The following is a 23,496-nucleotide window of genomic DNA, read 5'->3' as shown; positions in this document are numbered from 1 at the left end:
GCCGCCGCCGTCGCCGTCGCCGTCGCCGTCGCCGTGCCACGCTTCTGCCTGCCCGCCGTGTGACGCCTGCCGTGAGGACCCCCGTGACCACCCCACCCGTGACGGCCCCATCCACGGCCGCGTCGCGCAGGCCTGGCGTCGGCCGCCTGCTCGTCGTGCTGCTCGGCACCCTGGCCGCACTGACCGCCGTCGGCGTCGCGCTGCTGTGGCCCTCGGGTGAGGCGCCCCGGACGGGCGTCGTCGCGGTCGACGTCGAGTACGTCACCGGGACCATCGTGTCGAGCACCGTGAGCCGGTGCGGCGGGGAGAACGAGGACCGGCTGCCGGACGGGTCGATCCCGGACTCCGTCCCGTGCACCCTGGTCGAGGCGGAGGTCCCCACGTCGGCCGAGCCCACGGGGTCGGTCGAGGTGTGGGCGCCCAGCACCGTCCACCCGGACGACGCGACGCCGGGCACGCGCGTCGTCCTGGCCCGCTACCTCGAGACCGCGTCGGAGCCCGAGGTGTGGGCGTGGCAGGACTTCGAGCGCACGGTGCCGCTCGGCGCGCTCGCGGCGCTGTACGCCGTCGTCGTCGTGGCCGTCGCGGGGATGCGCGGGGTCCGCGCGCTCGTGGGGCTCGCGTTCGCGTTCGCGGTCATCGCGGTCTTCGTGCTGCCCGCCCTGCTCCGGGGGGAGGACTCCGTGGCGGTGGGGCTCGTCGGGTCCGCCGCGATCATGTTCGTCGTCCTCTACCTCGCGCACGGGTTCTCGCACCGCACGTCGACCGCGCTGCTCGGGACGCTCGCGGGGCTCGGCGTCACCGCCGCGCTGGGCGTCGCCGCGGCGACGGCCGCCCGGCTCAACGGGATCTCGACCGAGGAGACGTACCGCCTCGCGATGCTCACCGGTCAGCTCGACGGCGACGCGCTGCGGGGCGTGTTCCTCGCGGGCACGATCCTCGCCGGGCTGGGCGTGCTCAACGACGTGACCATCACGCAGGCGTCCGCGGTGTGGGAGCTGCGCGCGGCCGACCCGGACGCGTCGTGGCGCTCGCTGTTCCGGGGCGGCATGCGCATCGGCCGCGACCACATCGCCTCGACGGTCTACACGATCGCGTTCGCGTACACGGGGGCCGCGCTGCCGGTCCTGCTGCTGCTCATGGTCTACCGGCTGCCCCTCGTGCAGACGCTCGGGTCGGGCGAGTTCGCCGAGGAGATCGCGCGCACCGCGGTCGGCTCGATCGGCCTCGTCCTGGCGATCCCGCTGACGACGCTCATCGCCGCGCTCGTCGTGACGGCCGGCCCACCGCCCGCGCGCCACGCGGTGCCCGCCGGGCACGTGCACGGCCACAGCCACGGCCACGTGCACGGGCCCGGGCCGGGCCACGCAGCGGGCTAGCGGAGCCCGGCCGGGCAGGGCTGTTGTTGCACCGAGTGCATCGGTGCACCTAGTGTGTCATCCCATGTCCTCCACCGTGCCCGTCGTCCGCCCGGTGGGCTCCGCGGGGCCGACCGAGAGGCAGGCGACCGACCGCCGCGCCGCGCTCAAGGACCGCCACCGCCGCGCGATCGTCGCCGCCGCGGCCGCGCTCATGGAGGAGGCCGACGGCGTCCGGTTCACGGTCGACCAGCTCGCCGAGCGCGCCGACGTCGCGCGCCGCACGGTCTTCAACCACTTCGCGTCGCTCGACGAGGTCGTCGCCGCCGTGAGCGCCGACGTGCTCGACCCCGTGCTCGACGCCCTCGTCGCCGGCATGACGAGCGCCCCCACGGGCGACGCGGCGTCGATGTTCGACGACCTCGCCGCCGTGCTCCGCGCGACCGACCTCGTCACGCCCATGGCGTGGCTCACGCGGGCCCTCGGGCCCGTCGAGGACGAGTCGCCCGTCCGTGCGGGCCTCCTGCTGCGCGGCTTCAGCGACCTGGGGGAGCGGATGACGGCCGCGCTGGCGGCACGCCACCCCGACGCCGACGCCCTCGACGTCCACCTGCTCGTCGGCTCGCTCATGAGCGGCCTCGTCGTCCTGCACCGCCACTGGTGGGCCGCCACCGCGGCGGCCGACGACGACGCCTCGCGCCGCACGTGGGCCGACCTCCTCGAGCGCCTGCTCGACACCGTCCGCACCGGCTACCGGGCGGGACCGCCCGCACCCTGACCCGCTCCACCGGGCCCCGACAGGGCCTGACCCGGTCGGCACCCGCCGACCTCCACGCGACCACGGCCGCGGCCCCGCGACGGGACCCGCAGCCCCCACCCGCTCCTCTCCTCACGTCCTGGGAAGGCCCTCATGGCTGAAGTGCTCTACCGACTCGGTCGGCTCGCCGCGCGACGACCCCGCACCGTCGTCCTCGTCTGGGTGGCCGTGCTCGCGCTCGCGGGCGTCGGCTACGCCGTCGGGGGCGGCACGCTCGCCGCCAACGTGACGATCCCGGGGACGCCGACCGCCGACGGACCGACCGTCTCGCCGAGGAGTTCCCCGAGGCGTCGGGCGGCACGGGGACGGTCGTGCTGCGCACCGAGGACGGGTCGGCGTTCACCGCCGAGCAGCAGGCGGCGGTGCGGGACCGGATCGCCGCGGCGGAGGACGTCGAGGGCGTCGAGCAGGTCGTCGACCCGTTCGCGACCGAGGCCGACCGCGCCGAGCAGCAGGCCGCCGTCGACGGCGGGCGGACGCAGCTCGAGCAGGGGCGCGCGCAGCTCGACGACGGCCGGGCCCAGCTCGACGCGGGCCAGGCCCAGCTCGACGCCGCCCGGGCCCAGCTCGAGGCGGGTCAGGAGCAGCTCGACGCGGCCCGCGCGCAGGCCAAGGCGGCCGGGGCGCTCGCCGTCGTCGGCCCGGACCTCGACGCGCAGCAGGCTCAGGTCGACGCCGGGCTCGCGCAGCTCGCCGAGCAGCAGGCGCAGCTCGACGCGCAGCGGACGCAGCTCGGCGAGGGCGTCGCGCAGCTCGAGCAGCAGGCCGAGCAGCTCGAGCTCGGCGCACGCCTGCTCGACCTCGCGCGCGAGATCCGCATGGTCTCCGAGGACGGCAGCGCCGCGCTCGTGACCGTCGTCTTCACCGAGACCCAGTTCGAGGTCGCCGACGAGACCAAGGAGGCGGTCGTCGAGGCGTTCGGCACCGAGCCCGCCGAGGGCGTCGTCGCGGACGTCTCGACCGAGCTCGTGCTCGGCGTGCCCGAGATCGTCGGCCCGGGCGAGGTCGTCGGCCTCGTCGTCGCGGGCGTCGTCCTCGTCGTCATGCTCGGCACGCTCGCCACCGCGGGGCTGCCGATCGTCACCGCTCTCGTCGGGGTCGCGATCGGCGCGCTCGGGGCGCTCGCGTTCTCCGGCGTCGTCGAGATGGTGTCGGTCACGCCGGTCCTGGGTCTCATGCTCGGGCTCGCGGTCGGCATCGACTACTCGCTGTTCATCGTCAACCGCCACCGCCGCCAGCTCGTCCAGGGGTACGACGTCGACGAGTCCGTCGGGCTCGCGAACGGCACGTCGGGCAACGCGGTCGTGTTCGCCGGCGCGACGGTGCTCATCGCGCTGCTCGCGCTCAACGTCACGGGCATCCCGTTCCTCGGCCTCATGGGCACGGTCGGCGCGGCGTGCGTCGCGATCGCCGTCCTCGTGGCCGTGACCCTCACGCCCGCGCTCCTGTCGCTGCTCGGCCTGCGCGTCCTGCGGCGCGGTGAGCGCGCGCACCTCGAGCGGCACGACGTCGCACCGCCCGTCGTCCCGGCGGTCCGGCCGATGTCGACGCGCTCGGCGGTGCTGCGCGTGCTCGCGGGCGTCGCGGCGCTGCTCGTCGTCGCGGCCCCCGCGGCGTCGCTGCGGCTCGGCCTGCCCACGGGCCTGTCGGAGCCCGCCGAGTCCTCGCAGTACCAGGCGTACGCGACGACGGCCGAGAAGTTCGGCGAGGGCCGCAACGGCACGCTCCTCGTCGTCGCCGACCTGCCCGAGGCCCCGGCCGACGACGACCTGCTCGCGGAGCAGGTGCGCATCGCCGAGCGGATCGCGGCGCAGGACGACGTCGTGGCGGTCGCGCCCGTCGGGACCTCCGAGGACGGCACGGTCGCGGCGTTCCAGGTGATCCCCGCCGACGGCCCCACGAGCGAGTCCACCGAGGAGCTCGTCAACGGCCTGCGCGCGCTGTCGCCGCTCGACGGCGACGTGCCGATCGCCGTCGCGGGCGCGGCGAGCGGCAACATCGACATCTCTGACAAGCTCGCGAACGCGCTCCCCGCGTACCTCGCCGTGGTCGTCGGGCTGTCGATCGTGATCCTCGTCGTGGTGTTCCGGTCGCTGTTCGTACCGGTGATCGCGACGCTCGGCTTCGTGCTGTCGTACTTCGCGGCCCTGGGCGGCGTCGTCGCGATCTACCAGTGGGGCTGGCTCGGCGCCGTCTTCGGCGTCGACAACCCGGGCCCGGTGCTCAACTTCCTGCCCACGATCCTCGTCGGCATCCTGTTCGGGCTCGCGATGGACTACATGCTCTTCCTCGGCTCGGGCATGCGGGAGGCCTACGCGCACGGTGCTCCCGCACGGCTCGCCGTCGTGCAGGGCGTCCGGGCGGGCCGCGCGGTCGTGACCGCCGCGGCGATCATCATGATCTCGGTGTTCGGCGGCTTCGTCTTCGCCGAGAGCGCGATGATCCGGCCGATCGGGTTCTCGCTCGCGTTCGGCGTGCTCGTCGACGCGTTCGTCGTGCGCATGCTGCTCGTGCCCGCGCTGATGCACCTCGCGGGCGACCGAGCGTGGTGGCTCCCGCGGTGGCTCGACCGGCTGCTGCCCGACGTCGACGTCGAGGGCTCGGCGCTCGAGCGGCGGCACCCGCACGTCGAGCACCCCGCCGACGACGCAGCCGCGGACGGCGGGGCCGCACCGGTCCCCTCCGGGGCGGCCCCCGCACGCGACCGGTAGGTTCGGACCCGCCGGCCGGCGACGTCGGCCGGCGGGACCGCGCACCGCGATGGGGGCACGATGACCGACTCGCTCACCGGGGACGAGACGCTCGACCTGCCGGAGATGCTGTCCCCGCCCGCGGACCCGATGGCCCTGGTGCTCCGGTGGCTCGAGGCAGCGGAGGCGGCCGGCGTCCGCGAGCCCCGCGCAGCGACGTTCGCGACCACCGACGGCGTGCGGGTCTCCTCGCGCACGGTGTTCGTCCGTGACGTCCACAGCGGGCGCGTCGTCGTCGGGACGCACACGCGCAGCCGCAAGGCGCGCGACCTCGCGGCCGTCCCCTACGCGAGCCTGACCTTCTACTGGCGCGAGACGCTCCAGCAGGTGACCCTCGCGGGTCCGGTCACCCGCCTGACCGACGACGACGCCGACGCGCTCTTCACCCGGCGCACGCGCGAGGCGCAGGCGGCCGCGGTCGTCTCGCGGCAGGGCGAGCCGCTCACGGACGAGCAGGAGCTGCGCGACCGCCTCGACCGCCTCGTCGCGACCGACGGCGACATCGCACGGCCCGAGGACTGGACGGGGTACGCGATCACGCCCGACCGCGTCGAGCTGTGGCACGGGCGCCGCGACCGGCTGCACCGGCGCCTGGTGTACGAGGCGACCGCCGACGGGTGGGTCGCGCAGCGGCTCCAGCCCTGAGGGGGTCCCCGTGCGCATCGCCGTGTTCGCCACGTGCCTGGTCGACGGCCTCTTCCCGCAGGCTGCCGTCGCGACGGTCCGCCTGCTCGAGCGGCTCGGCCACGACGTCGTCGTGCCGCGGGGGCAGGCGTGCTGCGGCCAGGTGCACGTCAACTCCGGCTACCCGCGCGAGGCCGCACCGGTCGTGCGCAACCACGTGCGGACGTTCTGGCCCGTCGTCGAGGGCGAGTGGGACGCCGTGGTCGCACCGTCGGGCTCGTGCGTCGGCTCGACGCGGCACCAGCAGGCACGCGTCGCGCGGCAGGTCGGCGACGAGGGGCTCGCGCGCGCGGCCACAGCCGTCGCCGAGCGGACCTACGAGCTGTCCGAGCTGCTGGTCGACGTCCTCGGCGTGACCGACGTCGGCGCGTGGTTCCCGCACACGGTGACCTACCACCCGACGTGCCACGCGCTGCGGATGCTGCGCGTGGGGGACCGTCCCGAACGGCTCCTCCGGGCGGTCGCCGGTCTCGAGCTCGTCGACCTGCCGGACGCCGACCAGTGCTGCGGCTTCGGCGGGACGTTCGCGCTGAAGAACGCCGACACGTCGACCGCGATGGTCGCCGACAAGGCCGACTGCGTCGTGGCCACGGGGGCCGACGTCGTGACGGCGGGCGACTGGTCGTGCCTGATGAACATCGACGGCGCGCTGTCGCGGCGCGGGGCGCCCGTGCGCGCCGCCCACCTCGCGGAGATCCTCGCCAGCACGCGCGACGACCCGTGGCGGCCGCCGGGGTCGGCACCGGGACGACGCGGGCGCGCCGGGACGGGGCGGCCGGGGCGGCCGGGTGGGCGGTCGGCCGCGCGGACCGGGGGCCCGCGATGACGACGACGCACCTCGGGATGCCGACGGTCCGGCCCAAGCCCGAACGCGAGCCGGAGGACCCGCTGCGCTGGGGACCGACGTTCGCCGAGGCCGCGCACGGCACGCTCCAGGACGCGCAGCTGCGCACGAACCTGCGCCGCGCGACCCGCACGATCCGCGACAAGCGGCTCGCCGTGACGGCCGAGCTGCCCGACTGGGAGGCGCTGCGCGACGCGGGCGCCGCGACCAAGGCCGACGTCATGGCGCGCCTGCCCGAGCTGCTCGAGCAGCTCGAGGCGTCCGTCACCGCACGCGGCGGCACGGTCCACTGGGCGCGCGACGCGGCCGAGGCGAACCGCGTCGTGACCGACCTCGTGCGGGCAGCGGGGGCGACCGAGGTCGTCAAGGTCAAGTCGATGGCGACCCAGGAGATCGGCCTCAACGAGCACCTCGAGGCGCACGGCGTCACGGCGCACGAGACGGACCTCGCCGAGCTCATCGTGCAGCTCGCGGGCGACCGGCCGTCGCACATCCTCGTGCCCGCGATCCACCGCAACCGCGACGAGATCCGCGAGGTCTTCGCGAGCCGCATGGCCGACGCGCCGCCGGACCTCACGAACGACCCGCGCGCTCTCGCGATGGCGGCGCGCGCCCACCTGCGCGAGCTGTTCCTGCGCGCCGACGTCGCCGTCAGCGGCGCCAACCTCGCCGTCGCCGAGACCGGCACCGTCGCGGTCGTCGAGTCCGAGGGCAACGGCCGCATGTGCCTCACGCTGCCGCGCGTGCTCATCACGGTCATGGGGATCGAGAAGGTGCTGCCGAGCTTCACCGACCTCGAGGTCTTCCTCCAGCTCCTGCCGCGGTCCTCGACGGGCGAGCGGATGAACCCGTACACGACCATGTGGTCGGGCGTGACGCCGGGCGACGGGCCGCAGGAGTTCCACCTCGTGCTGCTCGACAACGGGCGCACGCGAGCGCTCGCGGACGACGTGGGCCGGCAGGCGCTGCACTGCATCCGCTGCTCGGCGTGCCTCAACGTGTGCCCCGTGTACGAGCGCACGGGCGGCCACGCGTACGGCTCGGTGTACCCGGGGCCGATCGGCGCGATCCTCACGCCCCAGCTGCTCGGCGTGGGCTCGCCGGGCTCGCCGGACTCCCCGGGCACGGCGCCGGACCCGCACGACCCGGCCGCGACGCTGCCGTTCGCGAGCACGCTGTGCGGTGCGTGCTACGACGCGTGTCCGGTGAGGATCGACATCCCGACCGCACTCGTCCACCTGCGCGAACGCGCGCTCCACCCGGTCGACGGGGACGGGCGCGCGGTCGGTCGTCCGACGGCCACCGGCCTGGCGATGCGCGTCGCTGCGCTGGTGCTGTCCTCGGGCCGGCGGCTCGGTGCGGTGTCGTCGCTCGTCGGGCTCGCGGGGCGGGTGCTGCGCGGGCGGCGCCTGCGTCACCTGCCGTTCCCGGGCTCGCGCTGGACGCTCGGCCGCGACGCCCCGCCGCTGCCGACGACGACGTTCCGTGCGTGGGCCCGCCGTCGGGGGGAGCGGTCGTGAGCGCCCGCGGCACGACCGCACGCGACGCGGTGCTCGGGGCGGTCCGCGCGGCGCTCGCGGACGCCGAGCCGGCGCCGACGGTGCCGCGTGCCTACCGCCGCGCGGGCGAACGCCCCTCCGGCGACGTCGACGGGCTGCTCGACCTCCTCGTCGACCGCCTCGAGGACTACCGCGGGACCGTCGTGCGCTGCGCGCCCGGCGACGTGCGGGTCGCGGTGGCCGCGCAGCTCGAGGGTGCCGGCTCGGTCGTGACGCCGACCGGGCTGCCGGGGGAGTGGTCGTCCGCCCCCGGCGACGTGGGCGTCGAGGTGCGCGTCGACGACGACGCCGCCCCGCTCTCGCACGCCGAGCTCGACTCGACCGGGGCGGTGCTCACCGCGTGCCGCGTCGCGGTCGCCGAGACGGGCACCATCGTCCTGGACGGCGGGCCGGACCAGGGCCGCCGCGCCATCACGCTGCTGCCCGACCGGCACGTGTGCGTGGTGCGCGCGGACCAGGTCGTCGCGGGCGTCCCCGAGGCGGTGGCGGTGCTCGCCGAGCACCCCGGGCGGCCGCTGACGTGGGTCTCGGGTCCGAGCGCGACGAGCGACATCGAGCTCGTGCGCGTCGAGGGCGTGCACGGTCCCCGGGACCTGCGCGTCGTCGTCGTCGGGGCGGGCTGAGGACCGCCCCCGGGACCTTCGGCTCGCGCGGAGGCCGCGCCCGCGGAGCAGCGTGGGACAGGGAGCCTGCGTGACCGACGGCCACCTCCCCGCAGTCAGGAAGCCCAGGGTGAGTCCGATGAGCACCTCGCCGTACCCCGACGACACCGCGCTGCGCGCCCGCGCGGAGAAGCGCCTGCGCGACCGACGCGACCTCGGCACGCACGCCGTCGCCTACCTGCTCGTCAACGGGGCGCTCGTGGTGATCTGGGTGATGACCGGCGCGCCGTTCTTCTGGCCGGTCTTCCCCATCCTCGGCTGGGGCATCGGGCTCGCGTTCCACGCGTGGGACGTGCTCGCGCCCGGACCGTCCGAGGACCGCGTGCAGCGCGAGATGGAGCGCCTGCGTCGTCGCTGAGTCCCGGCCGGCTCAGGGACCCGGCTCGGGTGGTCGGCAGCGGCGCGCGGGCGCCCAGGTGACGCGCGTCGCGCTCAGACGCACCGCAGGTGCACGAGCGCGACCCGCTCGGGGTGCTGCGCAGGCGCCTGCACGCCGACCTCGGCCAGCACGCGCCCCGTCAGCGTCACGCCGCCCGCCTCCCACCACGGCGCGGTGCGCTGGTGCGGCCCGTGCCGCACGACGTCGCCCGCGAGCGGGGTCACCCGGTAGGTCGCCTCGGGGTCCAGTCCCGGAAGGCGCACGCGCCCCGGCGGCGACCACACCGACGTCGTGACGGACGCGAGCGAGAACAGCGCCTCGGACCCGTCGTGCGCGACGACGCCGCGGACGAGCAGCGCGGGGTCGGCGTGGTCGCCGTGCACCACCCGGCCGCCGTGCAGGAGGGCGCGGTGCTCCTTGTGGGTGCGGATCCACGCCGCGAGCTCGGCGCGCTCCTCGGCCGACGCCGTGCGGAGGTCCCACTCGACGCCGAGGTGTCCGAAGAGCGCGGTCGCGGCGCGGAACGGCAGGGTGAGCCGGCGGCCCGTCGAGTGCGACACGGGCGAGCCGATGTGCGAGCCGACCATCTCCGGGGGCAGGAGCAGACCCGTCCACAGGTCGATCTGCTGACGCTCGACGGCGTCGATGCAGTCGCTCGCCCACACGCGGTCGGTCCGCTCGAGCACGCCGAGGTCGACGCGCGCGCCGCCCGACGAGCACGACTCGATCTCGAGCGCCGGGTGGCGCCGCCGGAGCTCGTCCATGAGCCGGTAGACCGCGAGCGTCTGGCGGTGGACGCCCGCGCGTCCCGTCGCGGGGCTGCCCGGCTCGACGAGGTCGCGGTTGTGGTCCCACTTGACGTAGTCGACCGCGTACTCGCCGACGATCGCGTCGAGCCGCTCGAGGACGTACGCGTACGCGTCGGGGTTCCCGAGGTCGAGCACCTGCTGGCTGCGGGCGGCCCTCGGCAGGCGGCCGCCCACGGACAGCACCCAGTCGGGGTGCGCGCGCGCGAGGTCCGAGTCGGGGTTGACCATCTCGGGTTCGAACCAGAGCCCGAACTGCATCCCGAGGCCCCGCACGTGGTCGACGAGCGGACCGAGGCCGTCGGGCCACACGTCCTCGTCGACGTACCAGTCGCCGAGCCCCGCGGTGTCGTCGCGCCGCCCGCGGAACCAGCCGTCGTCGAGCACGAAGCGCTCGACCCCCACCTCGGCCGCGGCGTCCGCGAGGTCCGTCAGCACGTCGAGCCGGTGGTCGAAGTACACCGCCTCCCACGTGTTGAGGACCACGGGCCGGGCCGTGCGCGGGTGCGTCGGCCGTGCCCGGAGGTGGTCGTGGAAGCGTGCCGACAGCTCGTCGAGGCCGACGCCGTGGCTCGCGTAGAGCCAGGGGCTCGTGTACGCGTCGCCCGGTCCGAGCGCGACCTCGCCCGGCAGCAGCAGCTCACCGCCGCCCAGGAGCGCCTCGCCGGTGTTGATGCGCTCCGCGTACGTGCGGTGGTTGCCGCTCCACGCGACGTGCACGCCCCAGACCCTGCCCGCGCGGAAGGAGAAGCCCGGCGTCCCGGCGACCACGAGCAGCGTCGCGTCGGCGCCGGTGCGGCCGCGGCGGCTGTCGCGCAGGTGGGTGCCGAGCGTGAAGTCGTGCCGCTGCGGCGAGCGCTCGCGCAGGTGGCGGCCCGTGAAGTCGAGGAGCTCGGTCGCGTGGGCGGGCACGGGCAGCGCGGTCAGGAGGCCGTCGAGCGTGTACGTCCCGGGCGCCGTGCTCGTGACGGTCGCGCGCGTGCGGACGAGCCCGCTCGCGTTGAGCTCGATCTCGAGCGTGAGTGCGAGGCCGGCGTCGTCGTCGGCGGCCTCGGCCACCACGCGGTGCGCCACGGGGTGCTCGCCCGGCCCGACGCGGACCTCGCGGACCGCGAGCGCGGGGGAGAAGTCGCGCCCGTCCCGGTGGCCCGAGAGGCCGGGGGTGCCGAGCCAGCCGGCCCACTGCTCGGGGACGACGGCGACCGGGACCGCCTCGTCGAGCTGGCTCGAGACGACCTGGGGCTCGGACGCGAGCCGCAGGGCGACGAGCCCCGCGTCGTCGAGGTCGCCCAGGTCGGAGCCCCAGTGCAGGACGCGCGGCAGGTACGGCGCTGCGATGTCGAGGACCAACGAGGTCCCGCCCGCCCGGAGGTGGAGCGGCGGCGGGGACGACGGCTCGGCGGCCGCTGGCGGGTCCTGGCTGGTCGGCACGCTGGTCGGCACGCTGGTCGGCACGCTGGGCGGCACGGTGCTCCTCGGGGTGGCGGGTCGATAAATGCTGTGGCGAAAGTAATGTGGTGTCAAGGCGCCGGACGCGGTCAGGTGCCGCCGCTCGTCGGTCCACGGCGCGGCACGACGCACGAGGAGGAACCGATGACGGCGTGGCGCCCGCTGACGGGTTCGGCCCGGGCGGTCGCGCTCGAGGTGCTCCTGCACGGCCCGCTCTCGCGCGTCGAGCTCGCGCGGCGCCTCGACCTGTCGCAGGGCAGCCTGTCGCGGCTCGCGCGGCCGCTCCTCGACGCCGGCCTGCTCGTCGAGGCCGGCGCGAGCCGCGAGCCGGGTGGCGGGCTGCGCGACGGGGTGCGCGGCGGTGCCGGGCGCCCGCAGCGCCCGCTCGACGTCGTGGCCCGTGCGCACCACGTCGTCGGCGTCTCGCTCACCGCGCACGAGGCGCGCGGTGTGCTCACGGACCTGCGCGCCGACGTGCTCGCCGACGTCTCGCGTCCGCTGCCCGGGCACGAGCCCGGGCGCGTCGTCGACGTCCTCGCCGAGGTGGTCGAGGCGCTCACCGCGGCGGCGCCGGCCCCGCTCACGGCGGTCGGCGTCGCGCTCGGCGGGCACACGGCCGACCACCGGACCGTCCGGACGGCCCCCTTCCTGGGCTGGCAGGACGTCCCGCTCGCGGAGCTCGTGCGTGGCGCCGTGGGCGTCGAGGTCGTCGTCGAGAACGACCTCGTCGCGTTCACCGAGGCCGAGAGCTGGTTCGGTGCCGGGACGGGGCTCGACCGGTTCGCGGTCGTCACCGTGGGGGCCGGGATCGGCTTCGGCCTGGTCGTGCGGGGCGAGCAGGTCGTCGGCGCGGACTCGGGCCTGGGCCTCGTGGGACACGTCCCGCTCGACCCCACGGGACCGGTCTGCCGCAGCGGTCACCGCGGCTGCGCGAGCGCGCTGCTGACCACGGACGCCGTCGCGGACGCGGTGTCGGCGGCCGTCGGACGCCGCGTCGACCACGCCGAGGCGCTGCGCCTCGCGGCCGACGGCGAGCCCGGCGCCCGGCGCGTCGTCGACCGTGCCGGCCGCGCGCTCGGCCGGCTGGTCGCGCTCGCGGCGAACTTCACGATGCCGCGGGCCGTCGTGCTCGGTGGCGAGGGCGTCGGGCTCGTCGACGTGGCCCGGACCGCGGTCGACGAGGCTCTCGGCGCCGACCGTGACCCCGCGGCGTCAGCCCTGCCGCTGGAGGTGCGCGGGGGCGACTTCGGCGAGTGGGCGCGCGGCGCGGCGGTCGTCGCGATCCAGCGCGCGGTCGTCGGCACCGGCTGAGGCGGGTGCGGCGCGTGCCGGGTGAAACCCCGGGGCCGCACGGGTGACGTGACGCCCGCACCCCTCTCATCGGCGCGCGCGGAGCCCGATCCTCGGATGAGACACCGACTCCCGTGGAGGCCCCGTGCCCGCCGTGCCGGTCGTGCCCGTCGCCGTGGCGACCGCGGTCGCGGCCGCCGTGTGCCTGGCCGGGCTCGTCGTCGTCCTCGTGCGGCTCCCGCCGACGCCCCGCCGGGCGCCGGTGACGACGCTCCTCGGCTCGGTCGCGGCGTGGGACCTTCTCCAGGCTGCCCCGGTGCTGCTGGACGCGTCCGAGCCGGCCTGGCTCGGACCGGCTCGCGCGGCCGCCATGACGGGGCTCGCCGTGGCGCTGTGGCCGGTCGGCCGGACGCTGGGCGACGTCACCTGGGCGGTGCGCCGCGGGCGCTTCTGCGCGCTGTGGCTCACGGCGTCCGGTGCTGCAGCGCTGGTCGCCGTCGTCGGCGGGGACGCGTGGTCCGGAGCCCTGCGGACGGCGCCCGGCCCGTCCCTCACCGTCACGGACGGCGTCTCGTGGGACCGGCTCGGCCTGACCGTCGTGCTCGGGGCCGCGTGGTTCGCCCTGGCGCAGGCGCGGCGCTACGCGGTCCGCCGTCGGCACGGGCCCGGCAGGCCCCTGGGCAGCGTCCTCGCCGGCGCCGCGCTCGCCTTCGTGACGGCCGCGGCCACGGTCGCCGAACCCGACGCGCTCGGCGGGACCGACGGTGCGCCGCTGGGCGCCTCGGTCGCCGCGCTCCTCGCCGCCGACGCGCTCGTCCGCAGCGGACTCGTCGCCGTCCTCCCACCACGCCCCGCGGACGCCCTCGACCTTCTGCCACCCGCGTTCCTCGTGACCGACCCCGCGGGGCGCGTCCTCATCGCCAACGCCGCGACCGCGGCCCTCACGCACGACGGCGCGCGCCCCGTGGTGGGCGAGCACGCCGCCGACCGGCTCCCCGCACCGGTGGTCGCCGCTCTCGAGGACGACGACAGCCGTCGGCTCGTCACCGTCCGGGACCGCTACCTGCTGCTCCACCGGACGACCCTTCGGGACCGCCTGGGCGACGCGGCGGGTGCGGTCCTCGTCGCGCACGACGTCGACGACCTCGTCGGCCGGCTCAACGCCGCCGAGCGGGCGCGGCTCGACGCCGAGGCCGAGCGCGGTCGCCTCGAGGCGCAGAACGTCGCGCTGCTGCTCGAGCTGTCGTCGACCGAGGCGGCCCGCGAGCGCCTCGCCGAGGACTCCGTCCGCGACCCGCTGACGGGCGTGCACAACCGGCGTCGGCTCGGCGCGGCGATCGACGGCGCGCTCGCGGACGCGCGCCGCGACGGTCGGCACCTCGCGGTCCTCGTCGTCGACGTCGACCACTTCAAGCGGGTCAACGACGAGCACGGGCACGCCGTCGGCGACCGGGTCCTGCAGGCGCTCGCGGCGCACCTCGTGGCCTCGGGGCGCGCGGTCGACAGCGTCATCCGGTTCGGCGGTGAGGAGTTCGTCGTCGTCTGCCCGGGCACTGCCCTGCTCGAGGCGGTCCAGCGCGCGGAGGAGGTCCGGTGTGGCGTGGCGGGGCTGCGCGTGCCCCTCCGGCAGGCGACCGACCACCCGGAGCACCTCGGCATCACGGTGTCGGTCGGGGTCGCGGCGTACCCCGAGCACGGCGGCACGGCGGCCGAGCTGCTCGTGGCGGCCGACCAGGCGCTCTACGCGGCCAAGGAGGCCGGGCGCGACTGCGTCGTCTCGGCGTGAAGCGGGCAGGCGGGTGCCCAGCGGCGCGAGACGCGCGAGACGTGCGAGACGGGCGAGACGGGCACGGGGCCCTGCGCGGGATCTGCACCACCCTGCGGGAGATCTGCGCCGACCGGCTGACACGTCCCGGCCGCGCGGGCCGGGCTGGTCCTACCCTGTGCGCGTGAGCGAGCCCCTGCACCCGTCCGTCACGGCCGCGGTCGCCGCCGCGCGCGACCCGCGCACGTCCGCCGAGCACTGGGCGGCGATCGAGGCGCGCGTCGCGCGCGAGTGGCCGCGCCTCGAGCGGCTGTTCCTCGAGGTCTACGGCGAGGGCGAGCGCACCCGCTCCGAGCTCGCGGCGCTCGCGCACCAGCTCGTCGTCAGCGCCCAGGAGCGCCCCGCGGACCTGCGCGCGGTCGACGTTGCGCGCGAGGCGGACCCGGCCTGGTTCACGTCGCACCGCATGCTCGGCGGCGTCTGCTACGTCGACCGGTACGCGGGCGACCTGGAGGGCCTGCGGCGGCACATCCCGTACCTCCGCGAGCTGGGGCTGACGTACCTGCACCTCATGCCGCTGTTCGAGGCCCCCGCCGAGAACTCCGACGGCGGCTACGCGGTGTCGAGCTACCGCCGCGTGAACCCCGCCCTCGGGACCATGGAGCAGCTCACCGCGCTCGCCGCGGAGCTGCGCGAGAACGGCATCTCGCTCGTCCTCGACTTCATCTTCAACCACACGTCCGACGAGCACGAGTGGGCCCGCCGCGCGCTCGCGGGCGAGCGCGAGTACGAGGACTACTACTGGGTCTTCCCCGACCGGGAGATGCCCGACGCCTACGAGCGCACGGTCCGCGAGATCTTCCCGGACGACCACCCCGGCAGCTTCGTGCCGATGCCCGACAGCCCCGACGGGTCGCGCACCGGCCGGTGGATCTGGGCGACGTTCCACTCGTTCCAGTGGGACCTCAACTACGCCAACCCGGCCGTCTTCCGCGCGATGGCGGGCGAGATGCTCTTCCTCGCCAACAAGGGCGTCGACGTCCTCCGCATGGACGCCGTCGCGTTCATCTGGAAGCAGCTGGGCACGGCGTGCGAGTCGCTCCCGCAGGCGCACCTGCTCATCCAGGCGTTCAACGCGGCGCTGCGCATCGCGGCTCCCGGCGTGCTGTTCAAGTCCGAGGCGATCGTCCACCCTGACGAGGTCGTCCAGTACATCTCGCCCGACGAGTGCCAGATCTCGTACAACCCGCTGCAGATGGCACTCATCTGGAGCTCGCTCGCGACGCGCGAGGCGAACCTCCTGCAGCAGGCGCTCGAGCGGCGGCACGCGCTGCCCCCGGGCACCGCGTGGGTGAACTACGTGCGCAGCCACGACGACATCGGCTGGACGTTCGCCGACGAGGACGCGGCCGAGCTGGGGATCGACGGGTTCCAGCACCGCCGGTTCCTCAACGCGTTCTACGTCGACCGGTTCCCGGGCTCGTTCGCGCGGGGGGTGCCGTTCCAGGACAACCCGCGGACGGGCGACTGCCGGATCTCGGGCACGACGGCGTCGCTGGCCGGGCTCGAGGCCCGCGACCCGGGCGCCGTCGACCGGATCCTCCTCGCGCACTCGATCGTGCTCTCGACCGGCGGCATCCCGCTGCTGTACCTCGGTGACGAGGTCGGTCAGCTCAACGACTACTCGTACCGCGACCAGCCCGGTCTCGCGGAGGACAGCCGCTGGGTCAACCGCCCCTGGTACCCGGCGCAGGCCTACGCGAACCGCCTCGTCCCGAGCACGGCCGCGGGACGCGTGTTCCGCGGGCTGCGGCACCTGCTCGAGGTGCGGCGCCGGACGCCCGAGCTGGCCGGCGGGACGCTCGTGCCGTTCGACGCGCACAACCGGCACGTCGTCGGCTACCAGCGTCCCGGTGAGCTCGACGGCGTGCCCACGACGGTCCTGTGCCTCGCGAGCTTCGCGGACGAGCCACAGGCCGTCGAGCCGCTGACGCTCTCCGGGATGCCGGCGGAGGCCGAGGACCTGCTGACCGGCGCCACGGTCGACCTCCGCGCGGGTCTCGTGCTGCGGCCTCACGGCTTCGTGTGGCTGCGCGTGAGGCACGCGGCGTAGCGGGGGAGCGGGTCCGTGGCGGCCCGTGGGCGAGGAGCGGAGCCGCCGCGACACCGGACGGCAGCGCGGGCGCCACGGAACGGCTCGTCGGTGCGGCGTCACACGATCGCATCCTCCCGGCCACCCGCCGGCCACATCCGCGAGGTGCACTGGTCGGGCACGTCCCGCACGAACCCGTGCCCCGACCAGGAGGTCGCACCATGACCATCGCACCCGACCCGATCGTCTCGGGCGTCGCCTACGCCGTGCGCGAGGTCGGCGGGCGCCGGCCGGCCGATCTCGAGGACTTCACGGGGCACGTCTCGATGACGGTCGAGGGCAGCACGGGCAGGCACGTCGTCCGCGGTCAGGGCTTCGCGACGGCGGACGCGGCCCGCGTCCACGAGAAGTCCGACGACGGCGTGGGCAAGGACACCCGCACGTGGACGGTCCGCGCGCAGCGCGACGGCTCGTTCGCGGCCGCGACCGACTGAGCGGCGGCCGCGGCGCCTCGGCGTCGTGCGGCGCGGCGTCGTGCGGCGTCGGTGCGTGAGGACGTCAGTGCACGAGGTGGGCCGCCCGGCCCCCGCGCTTGACCTCGTACATCGCCGCGTCGGACGCGGCGAGGAGCACGCTCGCGGTGCTGTGCTCGGCGGAGAGCGTCACGCCGACGCTTGCGCCGACCGCGACGGGGATGCCGTCGACGTCCCACGGCCCGGCGAGCGCGTCGCGCACCCGCTCCCTGATGCGCTCGGCGTCCTCGACGGTCTCGACGCCGGGCGAGCACACGACGAACTCGTCGCCGCCGAGCCGGGCGACCGTGTCGCCGACGCGGGCGGCCGAGCGCAGGCGTCGTGCCGTCTCCACGAGGACGGCGTCACCGGCGGCGTGCCCGAGGGCGTCGTTGACCTGCTTGAACCCGTCGAGGTCGACGAGGACGACGGCCGTGGAGCTCGTCGCGAGCGCGTCCTCGACGGCCCGGGTGAGCAGCGCCCGGTTGGCGAGGTCGGTCAACGGGTCGTGCGTCGCGAGGTGCGCGAGCCGCGCCTGGGCCTCGACCCGGTCCGTCACGTCCATGAGCTGGAGCGAGAGCGTCGACGCGCCGCACAGGCGCGCGGCGGGTGCGAGGTCGTCGCCGCCGTCCATCGGCGCCGCGGACACGAGCGCCCAGCGGTGGGCGCCGCCGCCCAGGTCGTACTCGAGCTCGCCCGACCAGCTCGGCGCACGGCCCGTGCCGACGGCCAGCAGCGACGCGAGCGCCTCCAGACGGTGGTGCGGGACGACGTGGTCGAGCAGCGACCGGCCGACGAGCTCCTCCGCGGGCCGGCCGAAGAACGCCGCCGCCGCCGGGTTCGCGCGCGCGACGTCGACCCTGCCGTCCCCGTGGACGGTCACGGTGAGGTGGGCGATGAGCGCGCTGTCGACGGTGCGGCGCAGGCGGGCCGCGGTGGTCGCGGCGGCCTCGAGGGCCGTGTGCTGCTCGGACCGCAGGAGGGCGAGACCCATCCCGACGAGGCTGAGGACGGAGAGGAAGCCCTGGGCGACGAGCGCCGCCGAGAGCCCGACCGAGAGCGAGAAGGGGCCGATCCCGGCGAGCATCAGCCCGACGGTGGCGCTCGAGGCGACGGCGAGGTGCCACGCCGTCCCGAGCACGCCGCGGCGCACCGCGAGGAGCACCGTGAGCGGGACGGCGCCGTAGGCGGCCACGCGCTCGTCGGCGAGCGCGAAGAGGCCGCCGAAGACCGCGACGGTCAGCAGCGAGTCGATCGCGCCGCGCCGCAGCACCTCGGGGGCCGAGCGCGTGGCACGGGCGTCCGACCACGCGACGGCGACGGCCAGGACGAGGAAGGTCCCCAGGCCTGTGCGGACCGCGACGAGCAGGACGGCGCCGCTCACGGCTGCCGACGTCGGCGGGCCGGCGAGAGCGGCGAGGACCAGGCCGACGAGCGCGCTGACGACGGAGCCGACCGACGACGCGACGACGAGGTGCACCCCGTGCGCGAGGGTCCTCAGCTGCGGGCGCGCCCCGGACAGACCGCGCCACACGGCGACGGTGGCCCCGGCGCCGGCCGTCGTGCCCGCGGTGAGGACCGCACCGAGCTCGGCGTACGCACCGGTCATCGGCGCGAGGACGGCGCCGAGCGCGACCTGGAGCCCGGCGAAGACGAGGGCCTGACGCGTGGTCGTGGCGCGGGCGAGCCACAGGGCGGCGACTCCTGCCGCGGGCAGCACGAGGGAGATCTCCGCGGCGCCGCCGCGCGACAGACGGCCCACGACGACGGCGACGACGAAGGCCGTCCCGTAGCGGACGGCCACGTGCAGCGGCGTCAGCCCGCGCGTGTCCCTGGTCATGCCTGATCGATCGGCGGCCGGGGCCCGACCATGAACGTTCGAGCCCCACGTCACAGCCATGACGTGGGTCGGACGTCGCCCCGCCCGCTCACCCGCTCCGCCCGCCCGCCCCGCCCACCTGCCCGCCGGGACGCCGTCCGGGTGGCTCCGCCCGCGGCAGCCGGGGCAGACCGCCCCAGGTCGGGTGTGCGCTCGGGGCGGACGTGGTCCGGGTGGGTCCGCCCGCGTCGGGTGCGGGCAGACCTCCCCGGGCGCAGCGCCCGCCCGTAGCCCGCTACCCCAGAGCGTCGAGCGCCGAGCGGGCGGCCGTCAGGGCACGGACGGCCGCCGCACGCTCCTTGTCTGCGGCACGCGCCTCGGCGCGGAGCCCACGATGCTCGTCGGTGAGCCGCGCGAGCTCGTCCCGTGCTGCGGCGAGCTCCTGCTCGAGCTGCTCGACGCGCGCCTCGGCCTCGGCGCGGTGTGCGACGACGTCGTCGAGCCGAGACGCGGCGTCACCCGCGGCGGCGTCGGCACGCTCGGAGGCCGCTGCCGCCTCCCGCACCGCGTTCTCGGCGGCGCGCCGCTCCCGCTCCCGCTGCTCGCGCTCCCGCTGCTCGCGCTCGGCGCGCTCCCGCTCCCGCCGCTCGTGCTCCTCCCGTTCCTGCTCAGCACGCTCCTGCTCGGCACGGTCCTTCTCCGCACGGTCCGCCGATCCGCGCTCGGCGTGGGCGGTCCGCGCGCGGTCGACCCGTTCCCCCGACGACTGCTCAGCGCCGCCGCGCGTCGCACCGTCCCGAGGCGCCACACCGTCCCGAGGCGCCTCACCGTCCGCCGCTCCCGCACCGCCCCCGCCTCCCGCACCATCCCCGGCCCCGCCGACGCCCTCGGGCACCGCGACGGCGCCGTCGACGTCGACGGGCGCGAAGCCGATGCTCTCGAGGTGCGTCGTCAGCAACCCGCTCCGGACGGCGTCGGCCGCGCGCGGGTCGGCCATCGCGGCCCGCAGCGTCGCCTCGACCTGCTGGGTGACGGTGTCGCTGAGCCGCTGGCCGGCGTCGACCGCGGCGGCCCGCACCTGCCGGCGGAACCCCGCGAGGACCTGGTGCTGCTGCTTGCCGAGCGCGCGCAGCTCGTGGCCGGCGAGCGTCGCCTGGGCCTCGCGCAGCGCGGCGCCGAGCTCGAGGAGCCGCTCGACCTCGTCGGGGTGGGTGCGGACCAGCAGGTTCACCGCCCACGCCGCCGTGGTCGGTCGGCGCAGCCCGGCGACGAGGGCGGCGAGCTCCCGGTCGCCCTCGGAGCGGACCTCCTTGGCGATGCGGTCCCGTGCGGCGGTGAAGTCACCGGCAGGCAGCGCGTACAGCTCGCGAGCGACGCCGACGAGCCGCTCCTGCGTCGACCCGGCGCCGTCAGCGCCGCCCGCGGTGGCGTCGTCGTCGGCGGCAGCGTCCCGCACCGCCACCGCACCCGCGTCCGCGTCGTCGTCCGCCGCCGCGCCGTCGTCGTCGCCGGCACGGTGCCGCACCGCCTCCGCGCCCCGCCTCGCGCGCCCTCCGGACCCGACCACCGCGACCTCCTCAGCGCGCCGGGGGGATGGGGACGTTGAGGCGGAGCAGCTCGTCGGGGTCGTACTCGGCCTTGACCTGGCGCAACCGCTCCAGGGTCGCACCGGGGAAGATGCGCGGCAGGGCGTCGGCCCAGTCGTCGGACTCGAAGCTGAGGTAGGAGCCGTTCGCGGCGAGGCGGTCCCAGACGGCGTCGGCGGCCGTGCGTCGCCCGCGGGGCTGGACCGCCGAGACGCAGAACTGCTGGTGGCGGTGCGCGTACGCGGTCGCGTCGGCCGGGACGTCGTTGACGGCGCCGCCGACGGACCGGACCTGCACCATGCGCTGGTCGGGGTCGCGGACGATGCTCGCGACGGCCTCGGCCGTCGTCGCGTCGAGGTGGTCGAGGAACGCCGATCGCGAGCGCATCGCGGCCTGCCCCGCGTGCCGCCCGTGGTGCGCAGCGACGACGGCGGCGTACGGCACGAGCTGCGCGCGCTGCTGGAGCACGGGCGCGACGGCGAGGAACGGCTCGATCGCCCGGACCGCGGCCTCGACGTCGTCGCCCGCCCACACGTGGAGGGTCTGGGCGACCGGCGGGCCGTCGTCGCCGTCACGGAAGATCGTGAGGAACGGCGTGAGCTGGCGCGGGCTCGCCTCGACGAGCGCACCCCAGTCGCGCAGGAACGCCGCGGTGGCGGACACGTCCTGCACCGTGACGGCGAGCACGACGTCGCCGAGCTCAGCCGCCTCGACGTCGACCGACGTCACGACCGCCATGTTGCCCCCGGCACCGCGGAGCGCCCAGAACAGGTCCGGGTGGTTCTCGGCGTCCACGCGCACGACCTGCCCGTCCGTGAGCACCGCCTCGGCCCCGACGACGTGGTCGACGGTCAGCCCGTAGGAGCGCGCGAGGAGGCCGATGCCACCCGCGGTGACGAGCCCGCCGACGCCGACGTCGCCGTAGTCGCCCGAGCTGATCGCGAGCCCGTGCGGCCTGAGCGCCTCGGCGACGTCGCCCCAGCGTGCGCCCGCGCCGATCCGGACCAGGCGCCGCGCACGGTCGAGCACCTCGACGCCGTCGAGGGCACCGAGGTCGACGACGACGCCGCCGTCATTGGTCGACCGGCCGCTGATGCCGTGGCCGCCGCTGCGGATCGACAGCGGCACGTCCTGCGAGCGCGCGTAGGCGAGCGCGTCGGCCACCTGGCCCGCGTCGGTCGGGCGCAGGACGATCGCGGGGGAGCCCTGCCACACGTAGGTCGAGCGGACGCGCGCGTACTCGCGGTCGCCGGGCTCGACGGCGCGGGCGGCGAGGGACGCGGGCACCGCGTCGTAGTCGAGGCCGGGCGTGCGCAGCTCGAGCGCTCGCGGCGCCCGTCCTCGCGGGGTGCGTCCCGCGTCGTGGGCGGGGCCGCGTTCGGCGGCGACCGCCTCGCGCAGCGCCGGGGCGACCTCCTCCGCGAAGACGCGGAGCGTCGTCGGGTCGTCCGAGCCGAGCACGAACGCGCTCACGCCGTCCTCGACGGCGAGCGGGAGGAGCTCCTCGACCCAGTCGGCAGGGTTGCCCTTGAGGCCTGCCCCGGTTGACGGGCCGCTTCCGGGCCGCAGGTCCCCGCCCATGACGTTGAGCATGCGTCGGACGTCGTCGGGCCGGCGTCCGGCCTCGTGCGCGGCGTCGTCGATCACGCGGTTGGCGGCGGCGACCTCGTGCGGCTGGATGTAGCCGAGGCTCGGCAGCCAGCCGTCGGCCGCCCGGCCCACGAGCCGCAGCATCCTCGGCTTGTACGCGCCGACCCACACGGGGACGTCGTGCGCAGGGGCCGGGCCGCGCTTGGCGCCGCGCACGCGGTGGTGCGTCCCGTCGACGCGCAGGGAGCCGTGGGCGTCGACGTCCCAGATCCCGCGGATGATCGTGAGCGCCTCCTCGAGCGCGGTGACGCCCTGCCCCGGGGTCAGCCGCTGGCCGCCCATCGCCTCGACGGCCTCCCAGAACGCCCCAGCGCCGATGCCGAGCGCGACCCGGCCGCCGGACAGCAGGTCCAGGCTCGCGACCGACCGTGCGAGGACTGCGGGCTGACGCAGCGGCAGGTTGAGCACGTTGCCCGCGACGTGGATGCGCTCGGTGCTCGCGGCCACCCAGCTCAGCAGGGTCCACGTGTCGAGGAACGCCGGCTGGTACGGGTGGTCCTGGAACGTCACGACGTCCAGCCCGACCTCCTCGCTCAGGCGGGCGAGGCCGACGACGGCGCCGGGGTCGGCGCTGCGCGGGGTGAGGAACGAGCCGAAGATCAGGTCGTGTCCGAGATCGGGCATGGGGCGGGCCTCCGGGGGTCGACTGATCGGGTCAACCGCGCCGGAGGCCCGGGGCTTCCCGTGCTCGGTGCGGGGGCGGGTGTCCGCACCGGGCGAGGGGTCGGCCGTGCGGTGCCGAGCGTTCCGCGGGAGCCCCGCCGGGGGTCGGCGGGGACGTGGTGCCGCCGCGGCGTTCGCCCGGGAGCGTCGCCTGCCTGCGGCTCAGGCGATCGTCGTGAGGAGCTCGCGGCACGCCTCCTCGCACCGGCGGCACGCCTCGGCGCAGACCCGGCAGTGCTCGTGCATGCCGGCGTGCTGCTCGCACTCGTCGCCGCACGTCTTGCACGCCGTCACGCACGCCTGGAGCTGGGCGCGGACGAGCGCGAGGTCGGGGCTGGTGGCGCGCGAGAGGACGCGGGCGGTGGCGTCGCACACGTCGGCGCAGTCGAGGTCGGTGCGGATGCACCGCCGGAGGTCGGCGACCATGTCCTCGGCGAGGCATGCGTCGGCGCACGCCGTGCAGGTCTGCGCGCACTCGACCGCGGCGTCGATCGCGCGGGCGAGCATGTCCGTGTCGAACGGTGCGCCGTCGGGGTGGGACTCGAGCATCGCTGTGGTCTGCATCGTGCGCTCCTTCGCTCGTCGGGTCGCCGGGCGGGGTCGCCCGGACCTCTCGACCGTAGGCACGGGGCGTCCCGGCCGCAGCGCGAGCGGCCGGCCGGTGACTCGCGGGGACGCTGCCCCGTCGCTGCTGCGGCGGCGGGGTGTCGCCTGGGTGTCTGGGACCTAGGGCTCCTGGACCTAGGGCCCGAGAAACGGTGTGTGCCGTGTCTAAGACTGGGGGCACGGGCCGCGGATGGCCCGCCGGGAC

16 protein-coding genes and 1 pseudogene are annotated in these 23,496 nt (G+C 76.2%); 12 read left to right on the top strand and 5 right to left on the bottom strand.

Annotation, left to right across the window (positions count from 1 at the left end):
• The first annotated feature begins 83 nt into the window (after nucleotides 1-83).
• The 8 genes and pseudogenes from IEV86_RS17120 (at nucleotide 84) to IEV86_RS17085 (ending at nucleotide 9,032) form a co-directional block, all read left to right on the top strand.
• A complete protein-coding gene (locus tag IEV86_RS17120; RefSeq protein ID WP_229734717.1) occupies nucleotides 84-1,379 on the top strand; it encodes a YibE/F family protein in 1,296 nt (431 codons plus the stop codon).
• 64 nt (nucleotides 1,380-1,443) lie between these two features.
• Nucleotides 1,444-2,136 carry a TetR/AcrR family transcriptional regulator gene (locus tag IEV86_RS17115; RefSeq protein ID WP_081978647.1) on the top strand — a complete coding sequence of 231 codons (693 nt, stop codon included), beginning with the start codon at nucleotides 1,444-1,446 and terminating at the stop codon, nucleotides 2,134-2,136.
• Between the two features lie 132 nt (nucleotides 2,137-2,268).
• A pseudogene (locus IEV86_RS17110) lies at nucleotides 2,269-4,886 on the top strand (MMPL family transporter).
• A gap of 60 nt (nucleotides 4,887-4,946) precedes the next feature.
• Entirely contained in the window at nucleotides 4,947-5,570 is a 624-nt protein-coding gene (locus IEV86_RS17105; RefSeq protein WP_043605169.1) for a pyridoxal 5'-phosphate synthase, read from the top strand.
• A gap of 10 nt (nucleotides 5,571-5,580) precedes the next feature.
• Nucleotides 5,581-6,435: a (Fe-S)-binding protein gene (locus IEV86_RS17100; RefSeq protein WP_081978648.1), complete on the top strand. Its 855-nt coding sequence runs from the start codon at nucleotides 5,581-5,583 to the stop codon at nucleotides 6,433-6,435.
• Complete coding sequence (locus IEV86_RS17095; protein ID WP_043605215.1) at nucleotides 6,432-7,973, top strand: lactate utilization protein B; 1,542 nt, start codon at nucleotides 6,432-6,434, stop codon at nucleotides 7,971-7,973. Before IEV86_RS17100 ends, IEV86_RS17095 begins: the two co-directional genes overlap by 4 nt.
• Entirely contained in the window at nucleotides 7,970-8,635 is a 666-nt protein-coding gene (locus IEV86_RS17090) for a LutC/YkgG family protein (RefSeq protein ID WP_043605219.1), read from the top strand. The genes IEV86_RS17095 and IEV86_RS17090 overlap by 4 nt, the downstream gene beginning before the upstream one ends.
• Nucleotides 8,636-8,753: 118 nt before the next feature.
• Nucleotides 8,754-9,032, top strand: a complete 279-nt coding sequence (locus IEV86_RS17085; RefSeq protein ID WP_043605172.1) for a 2TM domain-containing protein — start codon at nucleotides 8,754-8,756, stop codon at nucleotides 9,030-9,032.
• Nucleotides 9,033-9,106: 74 nt separating this feature from the next.
• On the opposite strand, the gene IEV86_RS17080 is transcribed toward IEV86_RS17085, so the two are convergent.
• Nucleotides 9,107-11,290, bottom strand: coding sequence for an alpha-galactosidase (locus IEV86_RS17080; RefSeq protein ID WP_052426105.1), 2,184 nt, complete (start codon nucleotides 11,288-11,290; stop codon nucleotides 9,107-9,109).
• Between the two features lie 162 nt (nucleotides 11,291-11,452).
• On the opposite strand from IEV86_RS17080, the gene IEV86_RS17075 reads away from it, so the two are divergent.
• The 4 genes from IEV86_RS17075 (at nucleotide 11,453) to IEV86_RS17060 (ending at nucleotide 16,949) form a co-directional block, all read left to right on the top strand.
• Complete coding sequence (locus IEV86_RS17075) at nucleotides 11,453-12,619, top strand: ROK family transcriptional regulator (RefSeq protein WP_043605222.1); 1,167 nt, start codon at nucleotides 11,453-11,455, stop codon at nucleotides 12,617-12,619.
• A gap of 124 nt (nucleotides 12,620-12,743) precedes the next feature.
• Nucleotides 12,744-14,384, top strand: a complete 1,641-nt coding sequence (locus IEV86_RS17070; RefSeq protein ID WP_052426102.1) for a diguanylate cyclase — start codon at nucleotides 12,744-12,746, stop codon at nucleotides 14,382-14,384.
• A gap of 163 nt (nucleotides 14,385-14,547) precedes the next feature.
• Entirely contained in the window at nucleotides 14,548-16,476 is a 1,929-nt protein-coding gene (locus IEV86_RS17065; protein WP_152605610.1) for an amylosucrase, read from the top strand.
• A gap of 200 nt (nucleotides 16,477-16,676) precedes the next feature.
• Nucleotides 16,677-16,949 (top strand): hypothetical protein, encoded by a 273-nt coding sequence (locus IEV86_RS17060; RefSeq protein WP_043605181.1) that lies wholly within the window; start codon nucleotides 16,677-16,679, stop codon nucleotides 16,947-16,949.
• A gap of 64 nt (nucleotides 16,950-17,013) precedes the next feature.
• Here the strand turns inward: IEV86_RS17060 and IEV86_RS17055 are convergent, their stop codons facing one another.
• The 4 genes from IEV86_RS17055 to IEV86_RS17040 form a co-directional block, all read right to left on the bottom strand.
• Nucleotides 17,014-18,807, bottom strand: coding sequence for a diguanylate cyclase domain-containing protein (locus tag IEV86_RS17055; RefSeq protein ID WP_043605183.1), 1,794 nt, complete (start codon nucleotides 18,805-18,807; stop codon nucleotides 17,014-17,016).
• Nucleotides 18,808-19,081: 274 nt separating this feature from the next.
• A complete protein-coding gene (locus IEV86_RS17050; protein ID WP_188484825.1) occupies nucleotides 19,082-20,311 on the bottom strand; it encodes a hypothetical protein in 1,230 nt (409 codons plus the stop codon).
• A gap of 52 nt (nucleotides 20,312-20,363) precedes the next feature.
• Complete coding sequence (locus tag IEV86_RS17045) at nucleotides 20,364-22,646, bottom strand: LLM class flavin-dependent oxidoreductase (RefSeq protein ID WP_043605186.1); 2,283 nt, start codon at nucleotides 22,644-22,646, stop codon at nucleotides 20,364-20,366.
• 201 nt (nucleotides 22,647-22,847) lie between these two features.
• Nucleotides 22,848-23,249: a four-helix bundle copper-binding protein gene (locus IEV86_RS17040; RefSeq protein WP_043605189.1), complete on the bottom strand. Its 402-nt coding sequence runs from the start codon at nucleotides 23,247-23,249 to the stop codon at nucleotides 22,848-22,850.
• Nucleotides 23,250-23,496 lie beyond the last annotated feature (247 nt).

It is taken from the genome of Cellulomonas carbonis (genome assembly GCF_014636275.1).
GTDB lineage: Bacteria > Actinomycetota > Actinomycetes > Actinomycetales > Cellulomonadaceae > Actinotalea > Actinotalea carbonis.
This window is presented reverse-complemented; position numbering and strand designations above follow the sequence as displayed.

Bases quoted from the DNA above. Each gene is read 5' to 3' on its own strand.
- IEV86_RS17075 (WP_043605222.1), top strand. From the start codon at position 11,453: ATGACGGCGTGGCGCCCGCTGACGGGTTCGGCCCGGGCGGTCGCGCTC.
- IEV86_RS17095 (WP_043605215.1), top strand. From the start codon at position 6,432: ATGACGACGACGCACCTCGGGATGCCGACGGTCCGGCCCAAGCCCGAA.
- IEV86_RS17085 (WP_043605172.1), top strand. From the start codon at position 8,754: ATGAGCACCTCGCCGTACCCCGACGACACCGCGCTGCGCGCCCGCGCG.
- IEV86_RS17105 (WP_043605169.1), top strand. From the start codon at position 4,947: ATGACCGACTCGCTCACCGGGGACGAGACGCTCGACCTGCCGGAGATG.
- IEV86_RS17055 (WP_043605183.1), bottom strand. From the start codon at position 18,807: ATGACCAGGGACACGCGCGGGCTGACGCCGCTGCACGTGGCCGTCCGC.
- IEV86_RS17040 (WP_043605189.1), bottom strand. From the start codon at position 23,249: ATGCAGACCACAGCGATGCTCGAGTCCCACCCCGACGGCGCACCGTTC.
- IEV86_RS17045 (WP_043605186.1), bottom strand. From the start codon at position 22,646: ATGCCCGATCTCGGACACGACCTGATCTTCGGCTCGTTCCTCACCCCG.
- IEV86_RS17060 (WP_043605181.1), top strand. From the start codon at position 16,677: ATGACCATCGCACCCGACCCGATCGTCTCGGGCGTCGCCTACGCCGTG.
- IEV86_RS17115 (WP_081978647.1), top strand. From the start codon at position 1,444: ATGTCCTCCACCGTGCCCGTCGTCCGCCCGGTGGGCTCCGCGGGGCCG.